We start from the raw sequence: 26,509 nt of genomic DNA, 5'->3' as shown, positions 1-26,509 counted from the left end.
ATGAGCACGCTGCATTTTCCCGGAGACCGCCGCTTCGACGTGGCCTGCCTCGGCCGCCTGGCCGTGGACCTGTATGCGGAGCAGTTCGGCTGCAGCCTGGAGGACGCGACGAGCTTTGCCAAGTACCTCGGCGGCTCCTCGGCCAACATCGCCTTCGGCACCGCGCGGCTCGGGCTGCGCTCGGCCATGGTCTCGCGCGTGGGCAACGAGCAGAACGGCCGCTTCCTGCTGAAGACGCTCCAGCGCGAGGGCTGCGACACCAGCCAGGTGCAGATCGACCCCGAGCGCCTGACCGGCATGGTGCTGCTGGGCATCAAGGACCAGCACACCTTCCCGCTGCTGTTCGCCCGCGAGAACTGCGCCGACATGGCGCTCGACGCCGCCGCGATCGACGAGGGCTTTCTCGCGCAGTGCCGCAGCCTCGTCGTCACCGGCACCCACCTGAGCACGGCCGGCACGCTGGCCGCGAGCCGCCGTACGCTGGAGATCGCCGGGCGCCACGGCCTAGTGCGCGTGCTCGACATCGACTACCGCCCGGTGCTCTGGGGCCTGACCTCGCGCGGCGACGGCGAGACGCGCTACCTCGCCAGCGACACGGTCACGCGCCACCTGCAGGCGCAGATCGGCCAGTTCGAACTCATCATCGGCACCGAGGAGGAATGGCTGATCGCCGGCGGCGTGGAGGGCGACCTGATCGCGAGCCTGCGCCGCGCCCGCGGGCACACGCAGGCCGTGTTCGTCGTCAAGCGCGGGCCGCTGGGCTGCTCCATCGTCGAAGGCGTGGTGCCGGATGCGATCGACGACGCGCCCACGGTGCTCGGCGAGCGCGTGGAGGTGCTCAACGTGCTCGGCGCGGGCGACGCCTTCGCCTCGGGCCTGCTCGCGGGGCTGCTGCGCGGCAGGACGCTCACCGAATCGGCGGCCATCGCCAACGCCTGCGGCGCCATCGTCGTCTCGCGCCACGGCTGCGCGCCGGCCATGCCCACACCGGCCGAGCTGGACCACTGGTTCAGCGGCCACCGCCATCCGCGGCCCGACCAGGACCCGGTGCTGTCGCACCTGCACCGGGTGAGCGCCAAACGTGCCGAGTGGCCCGAGCTCTGCGTGCTGGCCTACGACCACCGCAGCCAGTTCGACGACCTGGCGCGCGAGGCCGGCGCCGAGGCATCGCGCCTGCCCGCGCTCAAGCGCCTGATCAACGGCGTGGTCGCCGACGTGGAGCGCGACGCCGGCAACCAGGGCCGCATCGGCGTGCTGATCGACGGCCGGCCGTCCCTGGGCGAAACGGCGCTGCACGACGCCACCGGCCGCGGCTGGTGGATCGGCCGGCCGGTGGAGCGGCCGGGCTCGCGCCCGCTGCGCTTCGACGGCACCGCGTCGCTGGCCTCCGAACTGCGCCACTGGCCGCGCGAGCACACGGTCAAGTGCCTCGTCTTCTACCACCCCGACGACGCCGCGGCGCTGCGCGCCGAGCAGGACGCGTGGCTCCTGCAGGTCTGGGAAGCGACGCGCGCCAGCGGCCACGAGCTGCTGCTCGAAGTGATCCCGCCCAAGGAGGCGCTCGCGCCCGGCGATCGCGGCGAGGCGGTCGTCGCCGCGATCCGCCACTTCTACGACATCGGCCTGAAGCCCGAATGGTGGAAGGTCGGCGCGATGGCCGCCGCGCAGTGGCGCTCGCTCGACACGCTGGTGAACGAGCGCGACCCGTACTGCCGCGGCGCCGTCATCCTCGGCCTGTCGCAGCCGCTGCCGCAGCTGGTCGCGTCGTTCGCCGAAGCGCAGGTGCCGCTGGTCAAGGGTTTCATGATCGGCCGCAGCGTCTGGGCGCAGCCGGCGCTCGCCTGGCTGCAGGGGCGCATCAACGACGCGGCGCTGCAGGCGCAGATCGCCGCAAACTTCCGGGAGTTGGTCGCCGGCTGGCGCGCCAGCCGGGCGCAGTCGGTATATACCCCCGAAGGAGCCGTGGCATGAGCCTGCTCGTCAAGGCCGCGCGCCATGGCCGCGTGGTGGCCGACATCACGCCCGCATCGGCCGGCTGGACGCACGTCGGCTTCAAGGCCCTGCGGCTCGCCCCGGGCGACGAGGAAGCCTTCGGCACCGGCGCGCGCGAACTCTGTATCACCGTGCTGGCCGGCGCGGTCGACGTGCAGGTGGGCGCCCGGCGCTTCACCGCCGTCGGCAACCGCGCCTCGGCGTTCGAGGAGCGCGCGCCCGGCGCGGTCTACGTGCCGCCGGGGCAGGCGGTGCGCATCGTCGCGGCCCACGGCGCGGCCGAACTGGGCCTGAGCACCGCGCCCGCCACCGGCCGGCTGCCGGCGCGCGCGATCGACCCGGCGCAGATGCGCCGCAGCGTGCGCGGCCAGGGCAGCAACACGCGCCACGTCTGCGACATCCTGCCCGAGACCGCGCCGGCCGAATCGCTGCTCGTGGTCGAAGTCGTCACGCCCGCCGGCAATGCGTCGAGCTACCCGCCGCACAAGCACGACAGCGCCGACGCGGCCCATCCCGAGGCCGAAACGGTGCTTGAAGAGACCTACTACCACCTGCTCAACCCGGCGCAGGGCTTCGCCTTCCAGCGCGTCTACACCGACGACCGCAGCATCGACGAGGCCCTGGCCGTGGAGCACCGCGACACGGTGCTGGTGCCGCGCGGCTACCACCCCTGCGTGGCGCCGCACGGCTACGACCTGTACTACCTCAACACCATGGCCGGGCCCGAGCGCCGCTGGGCGTTCCGCAACGACCCGGCCCACGAATGGATGCTGGCGCCGCGCTAGCGCCTCTGGCCCATCGAGCGCCCGCAGAAGGCGCACCGCTTTCCACCACCGCAACCGGAGACAAGACCATGCTGCTGCACAAACGCACCCTCCTTCGCCTGCTGGCCGCCGCGCTCGCGGCCGGCGCCACCGCTGGCGCGCAGGCCCAGCCGGCCTGGCCGAGCCAGCCCGTCAAATGGGTCGTGCCCTACGCGCCCGGCGGCACCACCGACGTGATCGCGCGCCACCTCGCCGTGCGCATGGGCCAGGAACTGGGCCAGCCGGTCATCGTGGACAACAAGCCCGGCGCGGCCAGCATCATCGGCGCCACCTTCATCGCCCGCGCGCCGGCCGACGGCACCACCGTGGGCACGGCCGATTCGGGCACGCTGGCCTTCAACCCGGCGATGTATTCGAGCCTCACCTACGACGCCCGGAAGGACTTCAGCCTCATCGGCGGCCTCGGGCGCATGCCGCTCGTGCTGGCGGTGCATCCGTCGTTTCCGGCGAAGAACGTGCAGGAGTTCCTCGCGCTCGCGCGCAAGGAGCCGGGCGGCGTCTCGTCGGCCTCGTCGGGCCCCGGCTCGCCGCTGCACGTGGCGCTGGAGCTGTTCAAGCAGCGCACCCGCACCGACATCCTGCACGTGGCCTACAAGGGCTCGGCCCCGGCGCTGCAGGACCTCATGGCCGGGCAGGTGCAGTCGATGTTCGTGGACCTGCCGCCAAGCCTCTCGGCCATCCGCGCCGGCAAGGTTCGCGTGCTGGCCGTGGCGACGCCGCAGCGCCTTGCGATCCTGCCCGACGTGCCCACGATAGCCGAAGCCGGCGTGCCCGGCTTCGAGGCCTATGCGTGGCAGGGCCTCGTCGGGCCGGCGAACCTGCCCGCGCCGGTGGTCGCCCGGCTCAACAGGGACCTGGGCACCGCGCTGCGCGACCCAGCCGTGCGCGCCAAGCTCGAAGAGATCGGCATCCAGCCGATGCTCTTCACGCCGCAGGAGTTCAGCGCCTTCGTCGCCAGCGAGCAGAAGCTCTGGAGCGGCGTGATCAAGGCCGCCAACATCCGGCTGGACTGACGGTTCCGATTCCATTTCAACCTCCGGGAGACTTCCGAACCATGACCTTCGACCTGCAACGCCGTGCGTTCTGCACCTCGCTCGCCTCCCTGGCGGCCGCCGCCGCGCTGCCGGCCGCCGCCCAGAGCAACGGCTATCCGAACCGCCCCGTCGAGCTCATCGTGCCGTTCGCCGCGGGCGGCGGCACCGACGTGCTCGCCCGTGCGCTGGCCGAGCAGGCGCGCAAGCATTTCCCGCAGGACCTGATCGTGCTCAACAAGGCCGGCGCGAGCGGCGCGCTCGGCTGGACCGAACTCGCCAACGCGAAGCCCGACGGCTACAAGCTCGCGATCATCACGGTGGAGCTCACGATGATCCCGCACATGGGGCTCACCAAGATCACCGCCGACGCGGTGACGCCGATCGCCCGGCTCAACGCCGACCCGGCCACGATCGCGGTGCGCGCCGACGCGCCCTACCGCACGCTCGAAGACCTGCTGGCCGCCGCGCGCAAGGACGCGGGCGGCGTGCGCGTGGGCAACGCCGGCCCCGGCTCGCTCGGCCACCTCGCGGCCGCGGCGCTGGAGGACAGGACCGGCGTGAAGTTCAACCACGCGCCCTACCGCGGCGCCAACCCGGCGGTGCTCGACCTGCTCGGCGGCCACATCGAGGCCGTGGCGGTCACGCCGGTCGAAGTCGCCACCTACGTGGCCGCCGGCAAGATCCGCCCGCTGGCCGTCATGGGCGAGCAGCGCATCCGGGCCGGCTGGGAGAACGTGCCCACGCTGCGGGAGCGCGGCATCGACCTCGTGATCGGCGGCTGGCGCGGCCTGGCGGCGCCCAAGGGCACGCCGCCGGAGATCGTCGCCACGCTGCGCACCGCGATGGCCAAAACGCTCAAGGAGCCCGCGCTGCGCGAGACCCTGGCCAAGCAGAACATGGGCGAGGGCTACCTCGACCAGGACGCGTTCAAGGCGGTGATCGACCGCGACAACGCCACGTTCAAGCAGCTCGTGGAGAAGCTCGGCATCAAGGCCTGAGCTTTCATCCTTGGAAATCCTGGAGTGAGACTCCGGAATTGCAAGGATGCTTGATCGCCGGCTGACGCCGATCCTCCAGGAAGAACTGCGCCACGCACCTGCGGTGGCGCTGCTCGGCCCGCGCCAGGTTGGCAAGACGACGTTGGCGCATGCGATCGCGCCGCAGGGCGAAAGCCTGTACCTGGACCTGGAATCCGAGCGCGACCGCGCCCGGCTGGCCGAGCCGGAACTCTATCTGGCCCAGCACCTGGACCGGCTGGTCATCCTCGACGAGGTGCACCGCGCTCCCGGCCTGTTCCCGGTGCTGCGCGGCCTGATCGACCAGGCCCGCCGCAGCGGCCGGCGCGCCGGCAACTACCTGCTGCTGGGCTCGGCCTCGCTCGATCTGCTGCAGCAGCCGGGCGAAACGCTGGCCGGCCGCATCGCCTGCCTGGAACTGGCGCCGCTCGACGTGCTGGAGACCGGCACCGGCACCGCCGACGCGCTGTGGCTGCGCGGCGGCTTTCCCGACAGCTTCACGGCGCCGGACGATGCGCGCAGCCTGCGCTGGAGCGAGAACTTCATCCGCACCTATCTCGAACGCGACGTGCCGCAGTTTGGCCCGCGCATCGCGGCCGAGACGCTGCGCCGCTTCTGGACCATGCTGGCCCATCACCAGGGCGGCCTGCTCAACGTGGCGCAGCTCGCGCGCAATCTCGGCGTGGACGCCAAGACGGCGCACGGCTACATCGACCTGCTGTGCGACCTGCTGCTGGTGCGCCGCCTGCCGCCTTGGCATGCGAATACCGGCAAGCGGCTGGTGAAGTCGCCCAAGGTCTACATCCGCGACAGCGGTTTGGTGCATGCGCTGCTCGGCATCGGCACCCACGATGCGTTGCTGTCGCACCCGGGTGGTTGGCGCGAGCTGGGAAGGTTTCGTCGTCGAAACGCTGCTGGGCTGCGCGCCGCCCGGCGTGCAGGGCTTCTTCTACCGCACCTCCGGCGGGGCCGAGATCGACCTGCTGCTGGCCTGGCCCGGGGGCGCATTGTGGGCGGTGGAGGTCAAGCGCAGCCTGGCGCCCAAGGTGGAACGTGGCTTCCATGCCGCCTGCGAAGATCTCGCGCCGGCCCGCCGCATCGTCGTCTATCCAGGGCAGGACAGCTTTCCGCAGGCGCACGGCATTACGGTCATGCCATTGGCGGAGATCGCGGCCGAGCTTGCCGGCAGCCAGGGAGTATGCCTCTCCAGCGCTCTATCCAAAGTTGCATTCGGCTGGTAGGTCCGGGAGTATGTGAATATCTCTCCATGGGGCGCTTGCGGGACAATAGGCGGCTGTCCTTTCTCGAAACTGCTCCTTCCATGCCTGACGCATCCAGCCGCCCCGCACTGCCCGACCGCCTCTCGATCGACCCGCGCAGCCCGCACCACGTGGCCGCGGTGTTCGCGCACGACGTGGGCATCCGCTTCAACGGCCGCGAGCGCTTCGACGTGGAGGAGTACTGCGTCAGCGAAGGCTGGATCAAGGTGCCGGCCGGCAAGACGGTGGATCGCAAGGGCCGCCCGCTGCTGATCAAGCTCAGGGGCACGGTCGAGGTCTTCTACAAGGGCTGAAGGGCGGGGCGTGCCCTTGCGCACCGCCGCCGCCCTGTTCAGACCCACACGTGCAGCGGCAGCGGCGTGCCGTTGAGCGTGTGGTTGCCGATGTGGTGGCGCTTCCAGCGCACCGGGTCGTGCAGCGTATGGGTGCGCGCGTCGCGCCAATGGCGGTCGTAGCCTGCCGACGCCAGGGCCGTGCGGGTGCCGCCGAGCTCGAGGAGCCGGTTGCTGGCCTGCAGGGCGATGTCGTCGGCCAGCACGCGCGCCTCGGCCACCCGTACCGACGCCTCCGCGACGTGCTGCGCCGTGGGCGCGTGCCGGTGCTCGTCGAGGAAGCGGGCCGCTCGCTGCACCAGGGCCTCGGCGGCATGCAGGCGAATCTGCAGGTCGCCGACGATGGCGATGGAATGCGGATCGTCGGCCGCGCGGTCGCGTCCGCTGTCGATCCAGGGGCGGGCCACCTCCCGCACGATGCGCACGGCCGCGTCGAACGCGCCGCGCCCGATGCCCAGGTCGATCGACGCGTGGAGCAGCTGCGAGAACGGCCCCGCCAGGCTGGGCGTGGCGAACGCCAGGTGGCGGCGGAGGATGTGGCCCGGCTCCACCGCCACGCGGTCGGCAATGACCGTGCCGCTGGCCGTGGTGCGCTGGCCCAGGCCGTTCCAGTCGTCCACCACGGTCAGGCCCGGCGCGTCGCGGCGCAGATAGGCATAGACCACGTTGCCCTCGTCGTCCCGGGCGGACACCGGCACCCAGTGAGCGTAGAGCGCGCCGGTAGCGTAGGCCTTGCGGCCGGTGAGGAACCAGCCGTCGGCCGTGTGTTCCAGCCGGGCGCGGATGTCCAGCACGTCCTTGCCCCCGGTCTCGGAGAAGGCGTTGCCGATGCGCTTGCCCGCCAGCACCTCGCCGAAGAAGAAAACCTTCTGCTCCTGCGATCCGATCAGCCGCAGGCCGTCGAGCAGCACGAAGTGGCTCTGGGGAATCTGCGCGAGCGAGGGGTCCGCCGCGGCGATCAGGGCGACGATGCGCGCCAGCGTGGCGTTGCTGACCTCGGCGCCGCCATGGCTGCGAGGCACGGTCACGGCCCACAGGCCGCTGGCGGAGAACGCCTCGACCCCCTCGAACGGCAGGGCGCGCTCGCGGTCGCGCCGGCCGGCGCCTTCGGCGAAGCGGGCAGCCAGCGAGGTGGCGACCGCGATCGCCTCGGCATCGTCCTTGATGCGGTGTGCAGCCATGCGACGCGCTCCGCCGTCAGATGGCGCGCAGGAAGCGGGACGCGTCGGCGAACCGGGCCTCGCTGACGGCGACGGGCTTGGGGATGAGCTTGAGCGTGTGGAAGGCGTCGGCCACCTTCTGCTGCTCCGCGATGACCTGGGGCGTGATGCGTTCCACGCCGTAGTTGCGCCGCTGCGACGCCCGCAGCAGGATCTTCTCGTCCACGCCGAGCTGCGGCGCGAACCGGGCCGCCACCTCCTCGGGATGCTGCTGCGCCCACTGTTGCGTCTGCTGCAGCTCGCCGAAGAAGACGGTCAGTACCTCTGCCTGCGATGCGGCGTAGTCCGGGTTGCCGACGTACACCGTGCGGTTGGCCGCCAGCCTCTGCGCATCGCGCAGCACGTGCACGTCGCCCGACAGCTCCGCCGCGGCGAGGAACGGCTCCCACAGCCCCACGGCATCGGCCCGGCCCGACTCGAAGGCCAGGCGCGCATCGGCCACCACCGACACGTAGGCGGGCTTGATGTCGTCGTAGCTCAGGCCCTTTTCCTCCAACGCCCGCAGCGCCAGGTACTGCGGGGTCCAGCCCCGGCCGGTGACGAAGGTCTTGCCGCGCAGGTCGGCGATATCCCGGATGGACGAATCCTTGCGCGCGAGGATCGCGAGGCCCTTGGGGTTGGGGACCTCCACGGCAAGGTAGGCGAAGCGGATGCCCGACGACTGCGCGAACACGGTGTTGGTGTCGGCGGCGTGCGCGATGTCGATGTTGCCGGTGTTCAGAGCCTCGTACGTGGCCGGCGCGGAGGGGAACTCCGCCCACTTGACGGCCACGCCCAGCGGTGCGAGCGCCTTTTCGAGCCGGCCCGTGCCCTTGAGCAGGTTGATAGTGTTGAACTTCTGGTAGCCGATGCGCAGCGTCTTCTGCGGCGCGGCGTGCACGGCCCAGGGGGCCGCGCACGCGAGTGCCGCCGCCGCGCTCCGGCCCATGAAATGTCTGCGAGTGCTCATCTGTCCGCCTCCGGTAAAAAAGGCTGGAGATGCTCCGGCAAACGCCGCGGGCTGCCAACGATCAATACCGGCTGAACATATGAGGCAGGCGCCAGGAGGCCGGCTCAGCCCAGGAACCCCGCCGCGAACGACTGCCGCATGAACGCGACGAACGCCCCGACCGCGCGCGGCACGTGGCTCGCATACGGCCGGATCGCGTAGAGCTGTTCGCCGAAGCTGTCGACCGGTTTCCAGTCCGCCAGCACCTCCACCAGCCGCCCGGCCGCGAGGCCCGACTGGGCGCTGAAATCGGGCATGAGCGCGATGCCGAGCCCCGCGGCGGCCATGTCGCGCAGCACCTCGCTGTTGTTGGCCGCGAAGCCGCCGGCCACCGGCACCGTGATGCGCGCGGCGTCGGCCGGGCCGCGCGCGGGCACGAAGTTCCAGGCCGAGGCGCCCTGCGCGCGCGGGTAGAACAGGCAGTCGTGCTCCGCCAGGTCGGCCGGTGCCTGCGGCGTGCCGCGCCGGCGCCGGTAGGCCCGGCTGGCCACGAGCACGGTGTGCGTGGGCGCGAGCGTCCAGGCCACGTGGGTCTCGGGCGGCGCGGCGGTGTGGCGCACCGCGAGGTCGAAGCCCTCGACCGCGAGCGCGCGCAGCTGGTCGGACAGGTCCAGCTCCAGCCGCACCTCGGGATAGGCGCGCAGGAATTCCGGCAGCCGCGGCACCAGCTGCTGGCGCGCGAAGGCCACCGGCGCCGTCACGCGCAGCAGGCCGCGCGGCGCGGCGGCCAGGTCGCGCACGCCCGCGAAGCTGTGGGCGATCTGCGCGAACGCGCCGCGCGTGTCGTCCACCAGCCGCTCGCCGGCCTCGGTGAGCCGCACGCTGCGCGTGGTGCGGCGCACCAGCGGTACGCCGGCCGCGCGCTCGAGCTCGGCGATGCGCTGGCTCATCGCGGCCTTGCTCACGCCGAGCCGCGCGGCCGCGGCGGTGAAGCTGCCCTGCTCGGCCAGCACCGTAAGCCAGTGCAGGTGGGCCCAGAGCGCTTCGGCAGGCAGGTTGTTTCGCGTTTCCATGGGGCTATTGTTCACCAAGGCGAACAATCAATTCGCCGCAGCGGCCTAGGCAGCGCGCCGGCGCGTTCCTAGACTGCACGGCATGACCGCCTCCACCGCTCCCACCCCCATCGTCCACTCCATCCAGGGCGAGCGCACGGCTGGCGCCGGCACGCGCACCCAGGACGTGACCAACCCGGCCACCGGCCGCGTGACCGGCCGCGTGGCGCTGGTCAGCCGCGCCGACGTGGACGCGGCCGTGGCCGCCGCGCAGGCCGCGTTCCCGAAGTGGGCCGACACGCCGCCGGTCCGCCGCGCGCGGGTGCTGTTCAGGTTCCTCGAACTGCTCAACCAGCACAAGGACGCGCTGGCCCACGCCATCACCGCCGAGCACGGCAAGGTGTTCACCGATGCGCAGGGCGAAGTCGCGCGCGGCATCGACATCGTGGAGTTCGCCTGCGGCATCCCGCAGCTGCTCAAGGGCGACTTCACCGACCAGGTCTCCACCGGCATCGACAACTGGACGCTGCGCCAGCCGCTCGGCGTGGTGGCCGGCATCACGCCGTTCAACTTCCCGGTCATGGTGCCGGCCTGGATGTTCCCGGTCGCGATCGCCGCGGGCAACACCTTCGTGTTGAAGCCCAGCCCGACCGACCCGACGCCTTCGCTGCTGATCGCCGACCTGCTGAAGAAGGCCGGCCTGCCCGACGGCGTGTTCAACGTGGTGCAGGGCGACAAGGAGGCGGTGGACGCGCTGATCGAGCACCCGGACGTCAAGGCCGTGAGCTTCGTCGGCTCCACGCCGATCGCCAACTACATCTACGAGACCGGCGCGAAGCACGGCAAGCGCGTGCAGGCCCTGGGCGGCGCGAAGAACCACATGATCGTGATGCCCGACGCCGACATCGACCAGGCCGTGGACGCGCTGATCGGCGCCGGCTACGGCTCGGCCGGCGAGCGCTGCATGGCCATCAGCGTGGCCGTGCTCGTGGGCGACGCGGCCGAGCAGGTGATCCCCAGGCTGGTGGAGCGCACCCGGGCGCTCAAGGTGCTCGACGGCGAAGACCTCGCGGCCGAGATGGGCCCGATCGTCACGCGCGCCGCGCACGAGCGCATCACCGGCTACATCGACCTGGGTGTGCAGGAAGGCGCCACGCTGCTGGTGGACGGCCGCGGCTTCGACGGCACCGCGGCCGGCGCGAAGACGGGCACCGACACCTCCGGCGGCTACTGGCTCGGCGGCACGCTGTTCGACCACGTGACGCCGCAGATGCGCATCTACCGGGAAGAGATCTTCGGCCCGGTGCTCGCCATCGTGCGCGCCAAGGATTTCGCCGAGGCGGTGCAGCTGGTCAACGACCACGAATTCGGCAACGGCGTGGCCTGCTTCACCCGCGACGGCCACGTCGCCCGCGAGTTCGGCCGCCGCATCCAGGCCGGCATGGTCGGCATCAACGTGCCTATTCCCGTGCCGATGGCCTGGCACGGCTTCGGCGGCTGGACGCGCAGCCTGTTCGGCGACATGCATGCCTACGGCGAGGAGGGCGTGCGCTTCTACACGAAGCAGAAGTCGATCATGCAGCGCTGGCCGCAGAGCACGCCCAAGGGCGCCGAGTTCGTGATGCCGACGGCGAAGTAGCCGGCGCGCACCGATCAGCCGCGGCCCAGGGCCGCGGCCACGCGCGCCCGGAGCACGGGCAGCAGCTCGGTGCCGAACCAGGGGTTGCGGGCGAGCCAGCCGTTGTTGCGCGGGCTCGGATGCGGCAGGGCCAGCGCGGCCGGCAGCGTGCTGCGCCAGTGGCGCACCGCCTCGGTCACGCCGCCGGTTTCCTCGGGCAGGTGGTAGGCGACCGCATACTGGCCCACCACGAGCGTCAATTCCAGGTTGCCAAGCAGGCCGAGCAGGCCGGCTCGCCGCAGCGGCGCGCATTCGGGCCGCGGCGGCCGGTCGCCCGACGGTCCCCGGCCCGGATAGCACAGGCCCATGGGCACAATGGCGAACAGCTCGGGCCGGTAGAACTCGTCGCGGCCGACGCCGAGCCAGTCGCGCAGCCGGTCCCCGCTCGCGTCGTTGAACGGAATGCCGGTCTCATGCACCTTGCGGCCCGGCGCCTGCGAGGCGATGAGGATGCGCGCGGCCGGATGCAGCTGGAAGACGGGGCGCGGCCCCAGCGGCAGGCTCGGCGCGCAGTGGGCGCAGGTGCGCGCCGCTTCGAGCTCGGCGCGCGCGTCGGGACCAGGCACGGTGTTTCCGATGGCGGACTCAGAAGGTGTGAAGGAATCCGGCGTAGCCCGATGGCCCGTCAGAACGCGCGCGATCAAGGCGCAAAGCGCAGACGTGGCTCGGGCCACGGCGAGCATTTACAACGCAGAGCGCGCGTGTTCTGGCGAGGCGAGCGGGCATGACGGGTTCGTTCACACCTTCTCAGCCCAGCACCAGCCGCACGAGCCGCATGCCCGCGAACAGGCCGCCCACGCCGAGCAGGACCGAGGCCGCGACGTAGAGCAGCGCCTGGCCCGTATCGCCGCGCTCGTGCAGCAGCGCGGTCTCCAGCGAGAAGGTCGAGAAGGTGGTGAAGCCGCCGAGGATGCCGGTGACCAGCAGCAGCCGCAGCTGCGGGCTCCAGCCGCTCCTGAGCGCGAACGCCTCGGCCACCACGCCCATGAGCAGCGAGCCGAGCACGTTGATCGCCAGCGTGCCGAACGGCCAGCCGGCGCCGGTCCAGCGCGCGGCCAGGAGGTTCGCCCCATGGCGCAGCGCCGAGCCAAAGCCGCCGCCCAGGAAGACGATCAGAAAGCCCTGCGCGCCCACGGTGCAGCTCAGTCCGGCTTGGCGGGGATGTTGAGACCGCGCTCGACGGCGGGCCGCGCCACGAAGGCGTCGAGCACCCGCTGCACGTTGGCGAAGTCGTCGAAGCCGACCAGCTCGCGCGCCTCATAGAAGCCCACGAGGTTGCGCACCCACGGAAAGATCGCGATGTCGGCGATGCCATAGTCGTCGCCGAGCACCCAGTCGCGGCCCTGCAGGCGGCGGTCGAGCACGCCGAGCAGGCGCTTCGACTCGGCCACGTAGCGGTCGCGCGGGCGCTTGTCCTCGATGTCCCTGCCGGCGAACTTGTGGAAGAAGCCGAGCTGGCCGAACATCGGCCCGACGCCGCCCATCTGCCACATGACCCACTGCAGCGCCTCGTAGCGGCCCGCCGCGTCGGCCGGGATCAGGCGGCCGGCCTTCTCGGCCAGGTAGAGCAGGATCGCGCCCGATTCGAACAGCGCGAGCGGCTGGCCGCCGGGGCCGTGCGGATCGAGGATGGCCGGGATCTTGTTGTTCGGGTTGAGCGACAGGAACTCGGTCGAGAACTGGTCGTTGTTCTCGAAGCCCACGCGGTGCACCTCGTAGGGCAGGCCCAGTTCTTCCAGCGCGATCGACACCTTCACGCCGTTGGGCGTGGGCAGCGAATAGAGCTGGATGCGGTCGGGGTGGCGCGCGGGCCACTTGTGGGTGACCGGAAAGGCATGCAGGTCGAGGGCGGGTGCGGTCTTGCTCATGGCCGGCGATTATGTCGGCGTGGGCGTTTGCGTGCAGGCCGTGCTGCGCTAACCTGCCGCCCATGACAACCAACGCCTCCCTCGCCGGCCAGGACTGGTCGCTGCCCTTCGCCTCGGCGCGCCAGCCGGTGCTGGCCCGCAACGTGGTCGCCACCTCCCAGCCGCTCGCGGCGCAGGCCGGCGCCGCGGCCTTCGCGCGCGGCGGCAATGCGATCGATGCGGCGCTGGCCGCGGCCATCACGCTGACCGTGGTCGAGCCGGTGATGAACGGCATCGGCGGCGACGGCTTCGCCCTCGTCTGGGACGGCGAGCGCCTGCACGGCCTGAACGCCTCGGGCCGCGCGCCGGCCGGCTGGAGCCCGCAGCGCTTCGCCGACCGGGCCGCGATGCCCTACCGCGGCTGGGACAGCGTGACCGTGCCGGGCCAGGTGGCCGGGTGGGTGGCGCTGTCGGAGCGCTTCGGTGCGCTGCCGTTCGGCGACCTGTTCGCCGACGCGATCCGCCATGCGCGCGACGGCTTTCCGGTGAGCCCGGTCATCGCGGGCCAGTGGGCGCAGTCGGTGCAGGAGCTGCACGGGCACCCGGGCTTCGGCGCCTTCATGCCGCACGGCCGCGCGCCGGCCGCGGGCGAGGTCTGGCGCTTCGCCGACCAGGCCGCGACGCTCGAGGAGATCGCCCGCACGCGCGGCGGATCGTTCTACCGCGGCCGGCTCGCCGAGGCCATCGCCGGCTTCGCGGCCGAGCACGGCGCGGCGCTCACCGCGGGCGACCTCGCGGCCCACCGGGCCGAATGGGTCGAGCCGATTTCGGTGGACTTCCGCGGCCGCCGCGTCCACGAGATACCGCCCAACGGCCAGGGCCTGGCCGCGCTGATCGCGCTCGGCCTCATCGAACACCTGCCCTACGACGAGACGGCGCCGGGCTCGGCCGCGCGCATGCACCTGGAGATCGAGGCCATGCGCGCCGCGTTCGCCGACCTGCATGCCCATGTGGCCGACCCCGACCACATGCGCGTGACCGCGGCCCAGCTGCTCGATGCGGCCTACCTGCGCGAGCGCGCGCGGGCGATCGACCCGCGCCGCGCCGGCAGCTACCCGGCCGGCCGCCCCGCCAGCGGCGGCACGGTCTACCTCTGCACCGCCGACGCGCAGGGCCGCATGGTGTCGTACATCCAGTCCAACTTCAAAGGCTTCGGCTCGGGCGTCGTGGTGCCGGGCACCGGCATCGCGCTGCACAACCGGGGCTCGGGCTTCGTCACCACGCCGGGCCATCCGAACGAGGTCGGCGGCGGCAAGCGGCCGCTGCACAGCATCATCCCGGCCTTCCTGTCGCGCGACGGCCGGCCCGAGATGGCCTTCGGCGTCATGGGCGGCAACATGCAGGCCCAGGGCCATGTGCAGATGGTGCTGCGCCGCGCGGTCGAGGGCCGCAGCCCGCAGGCCTGCGCCGACGCGCCGCGCTGGCGCATCAACGACGCGGCCGTGCTCACCGTGGAGCCGGCCGTGCCGCCGGCGGTGGTCGAGGGACTGCGCGCCCTCGGCTACGCGCCCGCGGTGGCCGCGCCGGGCAACCTCGACTTCGGCAGCGCCCAGCTCGCGCTGCGGCTGCCGGGCGAGGAGGTGGTCTACGCGGCGGGGTCGGACCCGCGGCGCGACGGGCAGGCCGTCGGGTACTGATCGGCGAGGCTCACCCGGCGTCCCGCCATGTCCGGGCAGCGCCGGGGACGCGAATATATACTCCCCCGGTCAATGGCATTTTTCGCCGGTCAGGTAGGCACTGTGGGCATATACTCCTATAGCACTGTATGCAACCTCATGGAGCCGCGCCGTTTCAGGCACACTCCCGCCCATGTCTTCTCCTGCGCAGTGGGCCGACGCCGCCCTGCAATCCTTCGATGCCGTCGTCAGCGCGACCAGCGGCTTCCGCAGCCGGCCCGGGCAGCGGCGCATGGCCGAGGAGGTGGCGCGCGTGTTCAGCACGGCCACGCTCGGCAGGGCGGCCGACGGCGACGAGGAGATCGACCCGGGCGAGGTCACCCGCGCCATCGCGGTGATCCAGGCCGGCACCGGCGTGGGCAAGTCGCTGGCCTACTGCGCGCCGGCCGTCGCCATCGCGCTGGCGCGCGGCACGCGGGTGGTGATTTCCACCGCCACGGTCGCCCTGCAGGAGCAGCTCGTCCACAAGGACCTGCCGGCGCTGGCCGCGCAGTTCGCGCACACCGGCGGCCAGCCGTTCCGCTGGGCGCTGGCCAAGGGCCGCGGCCGTTATGTCTGTCGGCTCAAGCTCGAACGCCTGGCCGGCGCCGGCGAGGCCGACGACGGCTTCGGCCCCGACGACGACCTCTTCTCCGAGGAGGAAGCCGCCCACCGCGCGCTGCGCCCCGCCCACGAGACCGAAGCGCGCATGCGCTACTACGCCGGCGTGATGCAGGCCCTGGCCGGCGGCGCCTGGGACGGCGACCGCGACACGCTCGACGTGCAGCCCGAGGCCGACGCCTGGCAGCCGATGGCCGCGCACGGCAGCTCCTGCACCGGGCGGCACTGCCCGTCGTTCAACGGCTGCATTTACTACGAGCGCCGCAAGGAGCTGGTCGGCGCGCAGGTCGTCGTCGCCAACCACGACCTGCTGCTGGCCTCGCTCGGCAGCCGGCTGCTGCCGGACCTGGACAACAGCCTGCTGGTGCTCGACGAGGCGCACCACCTGCCGGCCACCGCGCTCGACCACTTCGCCGGCCGCATGGAGCTGAGCCGGCTCGCCTGGCTCGACAAGCTCGCGGGCCACGCGCTGCGCGTGGGCGGGCTCATGGAGGTGGGCGAGATCGCCGACCTGCCGCGCCACACGGCCGAGCTGCGCCGTACGCTCGGCGAGCTGGAAAAGCTCGTCATGGAGACCTACGGCGAGACGCTGCGCATCCACCAGCCGGCCCGCGGCGCCTACGCGGCCGCCCAGCCCGCGCGCGCCCGGGTGCCGCGCGGCGAGCTGCCGGAGCAGCTGCAGGAGCCGGTCGGCCTGATCGCCTACCACGCGGGCGAGTTCCTCACCGCGCTGCAGGCCATCTCCAAGGCGCTGCGCGCGGCGATGCGCCACCTCTCCCAGGACAGGCCCGACGAGGCGCGGCGCCTGTCGGTGCTCTATGCCCAGCTCGGCACGCTGGCGCCGCGGCTGGAGCAGGTGCACGCCACCGCCCAACTGCTGCTGAAGGATGCCGAACCCGCATCCGGGGCAGGAGGTGCCCCGCATGCCAAATGGTTCACGCTGCGCATGGACGGCGAGTTCGCCGCCGTCGCCGCCCATGCCAGCCCGCTGCTGCCGGGCACCATGCTGCGCAACCACCTGTGGGGCGCGGTGCGCGGCGCGGTGCTGACCTCGGCCACGCTCACGAGCTGCGGGCAGTTCGGCTTCTTTATGCACGAATCGGGCCTGCATGGCGACCCCGACGCCGCCACGCTCGAAGTGCCCAGCCCGTTCGACTACGCCGCCCAGGGCCGCTTCGTCACCGCCGAAACCCGGGCCGACCCGCGCGACGCCGGCTTCAACGCCGAGATGGCCGACCGCCTGATCGCCGACCTGGCCCAGGTGGGGCGCGGCGCGCTCGTCCTCTTTACCGCGCGCGAGCAGATGCGCCTGGCTGTGGCCGCGCTGCCGCCCGTGCTGCGCGCCGTCGTGCTGGTGCAAAACGAGCTGCCGCGCCTGAAGCTGCTGGAGCAGCACCGCGCCCGCGTGGCCGCAGGCGAGCCGTCGGTCATCTTCGGCATGCAGTCCTTCGGCGAAGGGCTGGACCTGCCGGGCGCGCAGTGCGAGACGGTCTTCATCGCCAAGCTGCCCTTCGCCTCGCCCGACGACCCGGTGAGCGAAGCCCGCGCCGAATGGCTGCGCAGCCAGGGCCGCGACCCGTTCAGCGAACTGGTGGTGCCGGCCACCGCCATCCGCCTGGCGCAGTGGGTCGGCCGCGCCATCCGCACCGAGGACGACCGCGCGGCCATCTACTGCTACGACAAGCGCCTGGTGCGCAGCGCCTACGGCAAGCGGCTGCTCGACGGGCTGCCGCCGTTCACGCGCAGCGTTGCATGACGGGGGTATATGCCTGTGACGCGCCTCATCCGACCACTATGGGCCATCACCGAGGGGAGTATGCCGCCCGTCAGACCACGGCCGGCGAGCTGGCGCCATCCACGTTGAGGATCGCGCCCGACACGTACGACGCGCGCGGCGAGCTCAGGTAGACCACCGTGTCGGCGATCTCCTCGGCCGTGGCCAGCCGTCCCAGCGGCACCTGCGCGGCCGCCTCGCGCAGCGCCTGCTCTTCCGACACGCCGCGCTGGCGCGCATCGGCCCGCATGCCGCCGACCAGCCGGTCGGTGATGGTGGCCGACGGGTTCACCGCATTCACGCGGATGCCCGAGGGGCCGTAGGCCGCCGCCAGCCCGGCCGTGGCCAGCATCAGCGCCGCGTTGGCCGAGCCGCCGGCCAGGTGCGTCACGCGCGGGAACTTGCCGCCCATGCCGACCACGTTGATGATGACCCCGCGGCCGCGCCCGGCCATGCGCTTGATGAGCGGGTCGATCACGTGGATGTAGGGGTAGAACTTCGCGTCGAGCGCGGCATGCCACGTGGCCGCATCGAGTTCGGCGAACGGCCGGCGCTGGGCGGCACCGGCACTGTTGACCAGGATGTCGATGGGCCCGTGCTGCGCCTCGACCGTCTCGACCAGCTGGCGCGCGGCGTCGGCATCGGCCCGGTCGGCCAAGTGGGCATGGAGTGGCGGCGCATGGCCCAGTGTGGCGAGCGCCGCGTCGCGCGACGCCTCGGAGCGGCCGCTGATCGTGACGCGGGCGCCCTCCTCCAGATACAGCCTGGCGCAGGCCAGGCCGATGCCGCGGGTGCCGCCGGTGATGAGGATGTGCTGGTCGCGCAGACGCAGGTCTATGGGGTGTCTCCTTCGAGGGTGGTGGGATGTTCAACGAACCATCGAACTTACCCGCTTCCGCCGCCGGCTGCTGACCGGCGCCGCTCCTGCCAGCGCCGCAGCGCCCAGCCCGCCGCCAGCGCGGGCACGAACCACAGCGCCTCGGCGTTGCCGAAGGCGATCGATGCCAGGGCCGGTCCAGGGCAGTAGCCGGCGAGGCCCCAGCCGATGCCGAACAGCGCCGCGCCGCCGAGCAGCGGGGCGTCGATGGCCGCGCCCCGGGCCGGTAGCTGGAAGTCGTCATCGAGCACCGGCGCGCGCCGCCGCAGCACCCACGCGAAGCCCGCCGCGGCCACCGCGACCGCGCCGCCGAGCACGAGCAGCAGGCTCGCGTCCCAGGCGCCGGCCACGTCGAGAAAGCCGAGCACCTTGCGCGGATCGGTCATCTGCGCGATCGACAGCCCGAGTCCGAAGACCGTGCCCGACAGCAGCGCGGCCACGCTGCGTTGAACAACGCGGCTCATGCCGGCACGCCCAGCAGATGCCGCGCCACGAACGTCGTCGCGACCGCCACCGCGAGGAAGGTCGCCGTCGCCGCGATCGAGCGCCGCGACAGCCGCGCCATGCCGCACACGCCGTGCCCGCTGGTGCAGCCGTTGGACAGCGCGGTGCCGTAGCCCACGAGCAGGCCGGCGGCGACCAGCACCCCGCGCGGAAAGCCCTCGCGCACCGGCGTGGCCCCGCCGCACGCCGCCCACACACCCGCGCCCGCCAGCAGCCCGGCCACGAAGGCCCATCGCCAGGCCCGGTCGCCGCGCGCGGCCGTGGCGATGCGCCCGGCGATGCCGCTGATGCCGGCGATGCGGCCGTTGAAGAACAGCAGCAGCACGGCCGCCGCGCCGATCAGCAGGCCGCCCGCGAGCGCCGTCCAGGGAGTGAAGTGGTGCATTTCCGAAAATGGTAACGGCCGCCCGCACCCGCGGCATGCAGAATGCCCGCCATGCTCTGCTGCCGCCCGCGACAACGCCTCCTGCCGGCGGCCGCGCTCTGCCTGGTCCTGGCCGGTTGCGCCGCCCCGGCGCCCACCCCGCGCGGCGAGGTGCGCGGCGCCGACGCCACCGCCGGCGAGCTGGCCCAGTCCGACGTGAACCGCATGGCCACGCTGGAGATGCGGGCCAACCTCGACAGCCTGTTCGCCCTGGCCGGCAAGCTCTATCGCCGCAACCCGGCCGAGTGGCGCAAGGGCCCGGCCGCGTCGCGCGAGCAGGCGGTGGAGCAGCTGCGCGATGCGGTGCTGCAGCGCCAGCCCTGGGCGCCGCTGCAGGGCCGGCGCGACATCGCCGCGCTGGCGGTGGCGCTGTCGCCCGAGTTCGCCGGCGACCGGGTGGCCGCCTGCATCTACGCCACGGCCGACATGCTCGTCGCCGCGCACGGCGGCAAGACCGAATTCTTCCTCATCGACGGCCTGGATGCGCAGCACCTCTACAACGCCGCGCGCAACGTGGAGAGCGCCGTGTGGATGCTGTCGCAGCGCCGCACCGCCGCCGGCGCGCCGCTGCTGCTGGCCGACGAGATCGGCGCCCAGGCGCGCAACCTGAGCTTCGAGCGCGAGTTCGGCAAGATCATCGGCCGGCTCGATCTGCTGGCCCAGTTCGCCACCGAGAAGTACCGGCGTGCGGCGATCAGCTACGTGCAGGGGCTGGTGGGCGGGACGTTCCTTCAGTTCCTGCCGGTGCGGTGAGCACGCCGCAGCGGTCCAGCGGCTGCATGCACATTCTTATAATGCATGCACCGAATGCAACCGCAGGAGTTGAACCATGGCCATGCTGACCGTACGCAACCTGCCCGACAACGTGCACCGCGCCCTGCGGGTGCGGGCCGCCCAACACGGTCGCAGCACCGAAGCGGAAGTGCGCGAAATCCTGGCCGCCGCGGTCACGCCGGACGAGCGCGTGCGCCTGGGCGATGCGCTGGCAGCCATTGGCCGCAAGTTCGCGCTGACCGACGAAGAGTGCGACGTTTTCAACCAGGTGCGCGACAAGATGCCTGCCGAGCCGATGAGGTTCGAAGAATGATCGTCCTGGACACCAACGTCGTGTCCGAGGCGATGCGGTCGCAACCGCATGCGGCCGTGCGTGCCTGGCTCAACGCGCAAGCCGTCGAAACCCTGTTCCTTTCCAGTGTCACGCTGGCCGAGTTGCTGTTCGGCATCCGTGCGATGCCCGACGGCAAACGCCGAAACCTGCTCGACCAGGCATTGATGGAAATGCTGGCGCTGTTCGGCCAGCGCGTGCTGCCGTTCGATAGCGACGCGGCCCGCAGCTACGCCGAACTGGCCGTGACGGCCAGGAGCCGGGGACTCGGCTTTCCCATCGCTGACGGCTACATCGCCGCCATTGCCGCATCGCGCGATTTCATCGTCGCGTCCCGCGACACATCACCTTATCGGGCCGCTGGCGTGGCCGTCATCAATCCCTGGGAAGCGTAGAGCCACCATGTCCGAAACCCCCACGATCCCGCCGCTCCAGCTCTCCGGCCTCGAACCCATCTCCATCGGCCCCGGCAGCCTGTTCGTCAACATCGGCGAGCGCACCAACGTCACCGGCTCCAAGGCGTTCGCGCGGATGATCCTGGGCGGCCAGTACGAGCAGGCCCTGGTCGTCGCGCGCCAGCAGGTCGAGAACGGCGCGCAGGTCATCGACGTCAACATGGACGAGGCCATGCTCGACAGCAAGGCCGCGATGGTGCGCTTCCTCAACCTGATCGCCAGCGAGCCCGACATCGCACGCGTGCCGGTCATGGTGGACAGCTCCAAGTGGGAGGTGATCGAGGCCGGCCTGCGCTGCATCCAGGGCAAGGGCATCGTGAACTCGATCTCGATGAAGGAAGGCGTCGAGAAGTTCAAATACGAGGCCAGGCTCGTGCGCCGCTACGGCGCCGCGGCCGTGGTGATGGCCTTCGACGAGGTCGGCCAGGCCGACACCTTCGCCCGCAAGACCGCGATCTGCGAACGCGCCTACCGCATCTTGGTGGACGAAGTCGGCTTTCCGCCCGAGGACATCATCTTCGACCCCAACATCTTTGCGGTGGCCACGGGCATCGAGGAGCACAACAACTACGCGGTCGACTTCATCGAGGCCACGCGCTGGATCAAGCAGAACCTGCCGGGCGCGAAGGTGTCGGGCGGCGTCTCCAACGTGAGCTTCAGCTTCCGCGGCAACGACCCGGTGCGCGAGGCGATCCACACGGTGTTCCTCTACCACGCTATTCGTGCGGGCATGGACATGGGCATCGTCAACGCCGGCATGGTCGGCGTCTACGACGAGCTCGACCCGGTGCTGCGCGAGCGCGTGGAAGACGTGGTGCTCAACCGCCGCCCCGACGCCGGCGAGCGCCTGGTCGAGATCGCCGAGAGCGCCAGGGGCGCCGCCAAGGACGACACGAAGAAACTCGAATGGCGCGGCGGCACCGTCGGCCAGCGGCTGTCGCACGCGCTGGTGCACGGCATCACCGACTTCATCGTCGAGGACACCGAGGAGGCTTACCAGGACATCGTCGCCCGGGGCGGCCGCCCGCTGCACGTGATCGAAGGCCCGCTGATGGACGGCATGAACGTGGTCGGCGACCTGTTCGGCGCGGGCAAGATGTTCCTGCCGCAGGTGGTCAAGAGCGCGCGCGTGATGAAGCAGGCCGTGGCCCACCTGATCCCCTACATCGAGGAGGAGAAGAAGCGCGACGAGGCCGCGGGCCGCGACGTGCGCAGCAAGGGCAAGATCGTCATCGCCACCGTCAAGGGCGACGTGCACGACATCGGCAAGAACATCGTCACCGTTGTGCTCCAGTGCAACAACTTCGAGGTCGTGAACATGGGCGTGATGGTGCCTTGCCACGAGATCCTCGCGCGCGCCAAGGTCGAGGGCGCCGACATCGTCGGCCTGTCGGGCCTCATCACGCCGAGCCTGGAAGAGATGCAGTACGTCGCCGGCGAGATGCAGAAGGACGATCATTTCCGCCTCAAGCGGATTCCGCTGCTGATCGGCGGCGCCACCACGAGCCGCGTGCACACGGCCGTCAAGATCGCGCCGCACTACGAAGGCCCGGTCGTCTACGTGCCCGACGCCTCGCGCAGCGTGGGCGTGGCGCAGAACCTGCTCTCGGAGCAGGCCGCGAAGTTCATCGACGAACTCAAGGCCGACTACGAGAAGGTGCGCACACAGCATGCGAACCGCAAGCAGACGCCGCTGTGGCCGCTCGCCAAGGCACGCGCCAACAGGACGCCGATCGACTGGAGCGGCTACGTGCCGCCAGCGCCGAAATTCGCCGGCCGGCGCCTGTTCCGCAATTACGACCTGCACGCGCTGGCGAAGTACATCGACTGGGGCCCGTTCTTCCAGACCTGGGACCTCGCGGGCCCGTTCCCCGCGATCCTCAAGGACGAGATCGTCGGCACCGAGGCCCAGCGCGTGTTCAGCGACGGCAAGCGCATGCTGCAGCGCCTCATCGAAGGCCGCTGGCTCAGTGCCAGCGGCGTGGTCGGCTTCTGGCCGGCCAATGCGGTGGACGAGGACGACATCGCGCTCTATGCCGACGAGGCCCGCGAGCAGCGCGTGCTGACCTGGCACGGCCTGCGCCAGCAGACCGAAAAGCAGGCGGTGGACGGCGTGATGCGCCCGAGCCGCTGCCTGGCCGACTTCGTCGCGCCGCGCGAGAGCGGGCTGAAGGACTACGTCGGCGTCTTCGCGGTCACGGCCGGCATCGGCGTCGAGAAGAAGGAGCAGCAGTTCATCGACGACCTCGACGACTACTCGGCCATCATGCTCAAGGCGCTGGCCGACCGGCTGGCCGAAGCGTTCGCCGAGGCGCTGCACCAGCGTGTGCGCACCGACCTCTGGGGCTATGCGCCGCACGAAGCGCTGTCCAACGACGAGATGATCGCCGAGAAGTACCAGGGCATCCGCCCCGCACCGGGCTACCCGGCCTGCCCGGACCACACCGTCAAGCGCGGCATGTTCGACCTGCTCGGCGCGCGCGACATCGGCATGGACCTGACCAAATCGCTCGCGATGACGCCGGCCGCGAGCGTGAGCGGCTTCTACCTGAGCCATCCGCAGAGCACCTACTTCAACGTCGGCAAGATCGGCGAGGACCAGCTGCAGGACATGGCGCGGCGGCGCGGCGTGGCGGAGGAGGAGCTGCGCAGGGCGCTGGCGCCGAATCTATAAGGGAGTATGCGCCCATAATCCTTGGGGGATAAGCACTCCAGGGATCTACCCCCGCGTGTATTCGGGATGTGCAACTGCTGGAAAGACGAAGGCCCCGCATGCGGGGCCTTCCATTTGGTGCATCTTTCTGCTTGTTAGCGTCCAGAGCACATATCCCAGTGAACTGAATGCTTGCGACTGTACGGAATTGAGTTACAAAGTGCAAGTATTTTTCGCGGAGGGAAATGTATGGGAAGTCTTCGCCACCGGCTCGCGCTGGATCTGGGTTCGACATCGCTGGGCTGGGCGGTCCTGCGGCTCGATGATCACCATGCGCCAACAGCCATCATCAAGGCCGGTGTGCGCATCTTCAGCGACGGCCGCAATCCCAAGGACGGTTCTTCGCTCGCCGTCACCCGCCGCGCCGCACGCGCGATGCGGCGCCGGCGCGACCGGCTGCTGCGGCGCAAGGACCGCATGCTGCGCAAGCTGGTGGAACATGGCTTCTTCCCGGCCGACGAGGCAGGGCGCAAGACGCTGGAGCGGCTCAACCCCTACGAGCTGCGGGCGCGCGGACTGCGCGAACCCTTGCAGCCGGGCGAATTCGGCCGCGCGTTGTTCCACCTGAACCAGCGGCGCGGCTTCCAGAGCAACCGCAAGACGGACCGCAAGGACAACGACAGCGGCGCGCTCAAGAAGGCCATCGGCCAGTTGCGGCAGCAGCTGGAGGCCAGCGGCAGCCGCACCGTGGGCGAATGGTTCTGGACGCAGCGCCTGGAGCGCAAGCCCGAGGGCGTCGTCGGCCAGGGCGTGCGCGCCCGCTACCGCGAAACGCCCTACACCACCGACAAGGGCAAGAAGCGCATCGACAAGAGCTACGACCTGTACATCGACCGCCGCATGGTCGAACAGGAGTTCGACGCGATCTGGACCGCGCAGGCCGGCTTCAACCCAGCGCTGTTCAACGACGCGGCACGGGCCGACCTGAAAGACACGCTGCTGCATCAGCGCCCGCTGCGTCCGGTGAAGCCGGGCCGCTGCACGCTCATTCCGGAAGAACCGCGCGCGCCGCTGGCGCTGCCGAGCACGCAGCGCTTCCGCATCTACCAGGAGGTCAACCATCTGCGCCTGCTGCGCGACGACCTCAGTGAAGCGCAACTCTCCCGCGCGCAGCGCGATGCCGTGGCCGCGTTGCTGGAAGGCCGCGCCCGGGTGACCTTCGAGCAGATCCGCAAGCTGCTCCAACTCGGCGGCAGCGTGCAGTTCAACCTGGAGGACGCCAAGCGCACCGAACTCAAGGGCAATGCCACCAGCGCGGTGCTGGGCCGCAAGGAACTGTTCGGCCCGGCCTGGAGCCGCTTCGACGCAGCGCGACAGGACGAGATCGTCTGGAATCTGGTGACCGAGGAAAGCGAAGCCGCCCTCGTCGCCTGGCTGCAAGCGCACGCCGGCGTGGACGAGGCGCGGGCGCAGGCGATCGCCGACACCGGCCTGCCCGAGGGCTACGGCAGCCTGAGCCGCCACGCGCTGGCGCGCATCCTGCCCGCGTTGCGCGCGGACGTCATCACCTACGACAAGGCCGTGCAGGCCGCGGGTTTCTCGCACCACAGCGACCTGGGGTTCGACTTCGAGCATGCAGGCGACGAGGTGGAGCGCATCGGCGAGCGGACCATTGCTTCAACTGGAGAGATCAAGCCGATCTTCGCCTTCAAACAGTTGCCCTATTACGGTCGTGCGCTGCAGCGCCACGTCGCTTTCGCCAAAGAGGATCCAAAGACCGAGGAGGAACGCTACGGCAAGATCGCCAACCCCACGGTGCACATCGGGCTGAACCAGGTTCGCACGGTGGTCAACGCGCTGATCCGCCGTTACGGGCGGCCGACCGAGGTGGTGATCGAACTCGCGCGCGACTTCAAGCAGAGCCGCGAGCAGAAGCAGGACGCGCAGAAGAAGCAGGCCGAGAACCAGCGGCGCAATGTCCGCATCCGCCGATCCATCGCCCAGGCGCGCGGCATCGACGAGGAGCAGGTGCGCACCGGCGACATCCAGAAGTGGATCCTGTGGGAGGAACTGAGCTTCGACGTGGCCGACCGTCGCTGCCCCTACAGCGGCGTGCAGATCGGCGTGGATCTGCTGCTGAGCGACCAGGTCGAGATCGAGCACATCCTGCCGTTCTCCGACACCCTCGACGACAGCCTCAACAACCGCACGGTGGCGATGCGCCAGGCCAACCGCATCAAGCGCAACCGCACGCCGTGGGCGGCCCGTGCGGACTTCGAATCCCAAGGCTGGAACTACGACGGCATCCTGCAACGTGCCGAGCGCATGCCGCTGCGCAAGCGCTACCGCTTCGCACCGGACGGCTACGAGCGCTGGCTGGGCGAGGACAAGGGCTTTCTGGCGCGTGCTCTCAACGATACGCGCTACCTCTCGCGCGTCGCGGCCGAATATCTGCGACTCGTCTGCCCCGGCAGCGCGACGCGTGTGATTCCCGGCCAGATGACGGCGCTGCTGCGCGGCAAGTTCGGCCTCAACGATGTGCTGGGTCTCGACGGCGAGAAGAATCGCAACGACCACCGCCACCATGCGGTCGATGCCTGCGTGATCGGCGTGACCGACCAGGGCCTGCTGCAGCGCTTTGCGCGCGCCAGTGCCGAAGCCCGCGACAAGGGGCTGACGCGGCTGGTCGAGAGCATGCCGTTGCCCTGGCCTACCTACCGCGAGCACGTGGAGCGGGCCGTGCGCCACATCTGGGTGAGCCACCGGCCCGACCACGGCTACGAGGGGGCGATGATGGAGGAAACCTCGTACGGCATTCGCCGCGACGGCTCCATCAAGCAGCGCCGCCGGGCCGACGGCAGCGCCGGGCGCGAGATCAGCAACCTCGTGCGCATCGCCGAAGCCGGCCAGCCGGCGCGCCACGGCGTGGACGCCGAGGGTCGGCCGCTACCCTACAAAGGCTACGTCGGCGGCAGCAACTACTGCATCGAGATCACGGTGAACGACAAAGGGCGGTGGGAAGGCGAAGTGATTTCCACTTTTCAAGCCTACGTGTCGCATCCCGGACGATCATATAGCCGCTTATGGAACAGATGCGGGTGAGTCTGATACCAGTTCTTCATGGCCTGCATGGGCGTCTTGCTGCCCAGCGCTGACTGCGGCAGTTGCTGGTTGTACA

At 70.9% G+C, this 26,509-nt stretch carries 23 protein-coding genes and 2 pseudogenes; 15 read left to right on the top strand and 10 right to left on the bottom strand.

Annotated elements, in window-relative coordinates:
* The 7 genes and pseudogenes from GAK38_RS12815 to GAK38_RS12785 all read left to right on the top strand — a co-directional run bounded on the left by GAK38_RS12815 (position 1) and on the right by GAK38_RS12785 (position 6,439).
* Complete coding sequence (locus GAK38_RS12815; RefSeq protein ID WP_325344682.1) at positions 1–1,971, top strand: bifunctional 5-dehydro-2-deoxygluconokinase/5-dehydro-2-deoxyphosphogluconate aldolase; 1,971 nt, start codon at positions 1–3, stop codon at positions 1,969–1,971.
* Entirely contained in the window at positions 1,968–2,777 is an 810-nt protein-coding gene (gene iolB, locus GAK38_RS12810; protein WP_325344680.1) for a 5-deoxy-glucuronate isomerase, read from the top strand. Before GAK38_RS12815 ends, iolB begins: the two co-directional genes overlap by 4 nt.
* Before the next feature lie 68 nt (positions 2,778–2,845).
* Complete coding sequence (locus GAK38_RS12805) at positions 2,846–3,829, top strand: Bug family tripartite tricarboxylate transporter substrate binding protein (protein ID WP_325344679.1); 984 nt, start codon at positions 2,846–2,848, stop codon at positions 3,827–3,829.
* Between the two features lie 41 nt (positions 3,830–3,870).
* On the top strand, positions 3,871–4,848 hold the full coding sequence (locus tag GAK38_RS12800; protein ID WP_325344677.1) for a tripartite tricarboxylate transporter substrate binding protein: 978 nt from the start codon (positions 3,871–3,873) through the stop codon (positions 4,846–4,848).
* A gap of 46 nt (positions 4,849–4,894) precedes the next feature.
* Positions 4,895–5,677, top strand: a pseudogene (locus GAK38_RS12795) (ATP-binding protein); the annotation flags it as partial.
* Positions 5,678–5,690: 13 nt separating this feature from the next.
* Positions 5,691–6,107, top strand: a complete 417-nt coding sequence (locus GAK38_RS12790; RefSeq protein ID WP_325344750.1) for a DUF4143 domain-containing protein — start codon at positions 5,691–5,693, stop codon at positions 6,105–6,107.
* Positions 6,108–6,187: 80 nt separating this feature from the next.
* Positions 6,188–6,439 (top strand): DUF3297 family protein, encoded by a 252-nt coding sequence (locus GAK38_RS12785; RefSeq protein WP_325344748.1) that lies wholly within the window; start codon positions 6,188–6,190, stop codon positions 6,437–6,439.
* Positions 6,440–6,477: 38 nt separating this feature from the next.
* Here the strand turns inward: GAK38_RS12785 and GAK38_RS12780 are convergent, their stop codons facing one another.
* From GAK38_RS12780 to GAK38_RS12770, 3 genes are all read right to left on the bottom strand, one after another.
* Positions 6,478–7,659 (bottom strand): SfnB family sulfur acquisition oxidoreductase, encoded by a 1,182-nt coding sequence (locus GAK38_RS12780; RefSeq protein WP_325344675.1) that lies wholly within the window; start codon positions 7,657–7,659, stop codon positions 6,478–6,480.
* A gap of 16 nt (positions 7,660–7,675) precedes the next feature.
* A complete protein-coding gene (locus GAK38_RS12775; protein ID WP_325344673.1) occupies positions 7,676–8,647 on the bottom strand; it encodes an aliphatic sulfonate ABC transporter substrate-binding protein in 972 nt (323 codons plus the stop codon).
* Positions 8,648–8,751: 104 nt separating this feature from the next.
* The gene (locus GAK38_RS12770; protein WP_325344671.1) at positions 8,752–9,699 is read right to left on the bottom strand and encodes a LysR family transcriptional regulator; all 948 of its coding nucleotides are present in this window, start codon (positions 9,697–9,699) and stop codon (positions 8,752–8,754) included.
* A gap of 82 nt (positions 9,700–9,781) precedes the next feature.
* Here GAK38_RS12770 and GAK38_RS12765 point away from each other — a divergent pair, with 82 nt between their 5' ends.
* Positions 9,782–11,317, top strand: coding sequence for a CoA-acylating methylmalonate-semialdehyde dehydrogenase (locus tag GAK38_RS12765; protein ID WP_325344669.1), 1,536 nt, complete (start codon positions 9,782–9,784; stop codon positions 11,315–11,317).
* 14 nt (positions 11,318–11,331) lie between these two features.
* Here GAK38_RS12765 and GAK38_RS12760 read toward each other — a convergent pair whose 3' ends face one another.
* From GAK38_RS12760 to GAK38_RS12750, 3 genes are all read right to left on the bottom strand, one after another.
* Positions 11,332–11,922, bottom strand: coding sequence for a uracil-DNA glycosylase family protein (locus GAK38_RS12760; protein WP_325344667.1), 591 nt, complete (start codon positions 11,920–11,922; stop codon positions 11,332–11,334).
* A gap of 181 nt (positions 11,923–12,103) precedes the next feature.
* The gene (gene crcB / locus GAK38_RS12755) at positions 12,104–12,490 is read right to left on the bottom strand and encodes a fluoride efflux transporter CrcB (protein ID WP_325344665.1); all 387 of its coding nucleotides are present in this window, start codon (positions 12,488–12,490) and stop codon (positions 12,104–12,106) included.
* A gap of 8 nt (positions 12,491–12,498) precedes the next feature.
* The gene (locus GAK38_RS12750; RefSeq protein WP_325344663.1) at positions 12,499–13,224 is read right to left on the bottom strand and encodes a glutathione S-transferase N-terminal domain-containing protein; all 726 of its coding nucleotides are present in this window, start codon (positions 13,222–13,224) and stop codon (positions 12,499–12,501) included.
* A gap of 62 nt (positions 13,225–13,286) precedes the next feature.
* On the opposite strand from GAK38_RS12750, the gene GAK38_RS12745 reads away from it, so the two are divergent.
* Positions 13,287–14,900, top strand: coding sequence for a gamma-glutamyltransferase family protein (locus GAK38_RS12745; protein ID WP_325344662.1), 1,614 nt, complete (start codon positions 13,287–13,289; stop codon positions 14,898–14,900).
* A gap of 172 nt (positions 14,901–15,072) precedes the next feature.
* Positions 15,073–17,295, top strand: a complete 2,223-nt coding sequence (gene dinG / locus GAK38_RS12740) for an ATP-dependent DNA helicase DinG (protein ID WP_325344660.1) — start codon at positions 15,073–15,075, stop codon at positions 17,293–17,295.
* A gap of 70 nt (positions 17,296–17,365) precedes the next feature.
* Here dinG and GAK38_RS12735 read toward each other — a convergent pair whose 3' ends face one another.
* The 3 genes from GAK38_RS12735 to GAK38_RS12725 form a co-directional block, all read right to left on the bottom strand.
* The gene (locus GAK38_RS12735) at positions 17,366–18,118 is read right to left on the bottom strand and encodes an SDR family oxidoreductase (protein ID WP_325344746.1); all 753 of its coding nucleotides are present in this window, start codon (positions 18,116–18,118) and stop codon (positions 17,366–17,368) included.
* A gap of 80 nt (positions 18,119–18,198) precedes the next feature.
* Complete coding sequence (locus tag GAK38_RS12730; protein ID WP_325344658.1) at positions 18,199–18,654, bottom strand: DUF6691 family protein; 456 nt, start codon at positions 18,652–18,654, stop codon at positions 18,199–18,201.
* Positions 18,651–19,079, bottom strand: coding sequence for a YeeE/YedE family protein (locus tag GAK38_RS12725; RefSeq protein ID WP_325344656.1), 429 nt, complete (start codon positions 19,077–19,079; stop codon positions 18,651–18,653). The genes GAK38_RS12730 and GAK38_RS12725 overlap by 4 nt, the downstream gene beginning before the upstream one ends.
* 51 nt (positions 19,080–19,130) lie before the next feature.
* On the opposite strand from GAK38_RS12725, the gene GAK38_RS12720 reads away from it, so the two are divergent.
* From GAK38_RS12720 to cas9, 5 genes are all read left to right on the top strand, one after another.
* Positions 19,131–19,871, top strand: a complete 741-nt coding sequence (locus GAK38_RS12720) for a hypothetical protein (RefSeq protein WP_325344654.1) — start codon at positions 19,131–19,133, stop codon at positions 19,869–19,871.
* Between the two features lie 76 nt (positions 19,872–19,947).
* Entirely contained in the window at positions 19,948–20,205 is a 258-nt protein-coding gene (locus tag GAK38_RS12715; RefSeq protein ID WP_325344652.1) for a FitA-like ribbon-helix-helix domain-containing protein, read from the top strand.
* Positions 20,202–20,618, top strand: a complete 417-nt coding sequence (locus GAK38_RS12710) for a type II toxin-antitoxin system VapC family toxin (RefSeq protein ID WP_325344650.1) — start codon at positions 20,202–20,204, stop codon at positions 20,616–20,618. The genes GAK38_RS12715 and GAK38_RS12710 overlap by 4 nt, the downstream gene beginning before the upstream one ends.
* Before the next feature lie 7 nt (positions 20,619–20,625).
* Positions 20,626–23,352, top strand: a complete 2,727-nt coding sequence (gene metH, locus GAK38_RS12705) for a methionine synthase (protein WP_325344649.1) — start codon at positions 20,626–20,628, stop codon at positions 23,350–23,352.
* 228 nt (positions 23,353–23,580) lie between these two features.
* A complete protein-coding gene (gene cas9 / locus GAK38_RS12700) occupies positions 23,581–26,433 on the top strand; it encodes a type II CRISPR RNA-guided endonuclease Cas9 (RefSeq protein WP_325344647.1) in 2,853 nt (950 codons plus the stop codon).
* Here the strand turns inward: cas9 and GAK38_RS12695 are convergent.
* Positions 26,379–26,509, bottom strand: a pseudogene (locus GAK38_RS12695) (IS481 family transposase); the annotation flags it as partial. The gene cas9 and the pseudogene GAK38_RS12695 overlap by 55 nt on opposite strands.

Origin of the sequence: Xylophilus sp., from assembly GCA_009914555.1 — a bacterium.
In the GTDB taxonomy this organism is placed as follows: domain Bacteria; phylum Pseudomonadota; class Gammaproteobacteria; order Burkholderiales; family Burkholderiaceae_C; genus WNDY01.
Note: the sequence above shows the minus strand (reverse complement) of the source record. Positions and strands in the feature narration are given on the sequence as shown.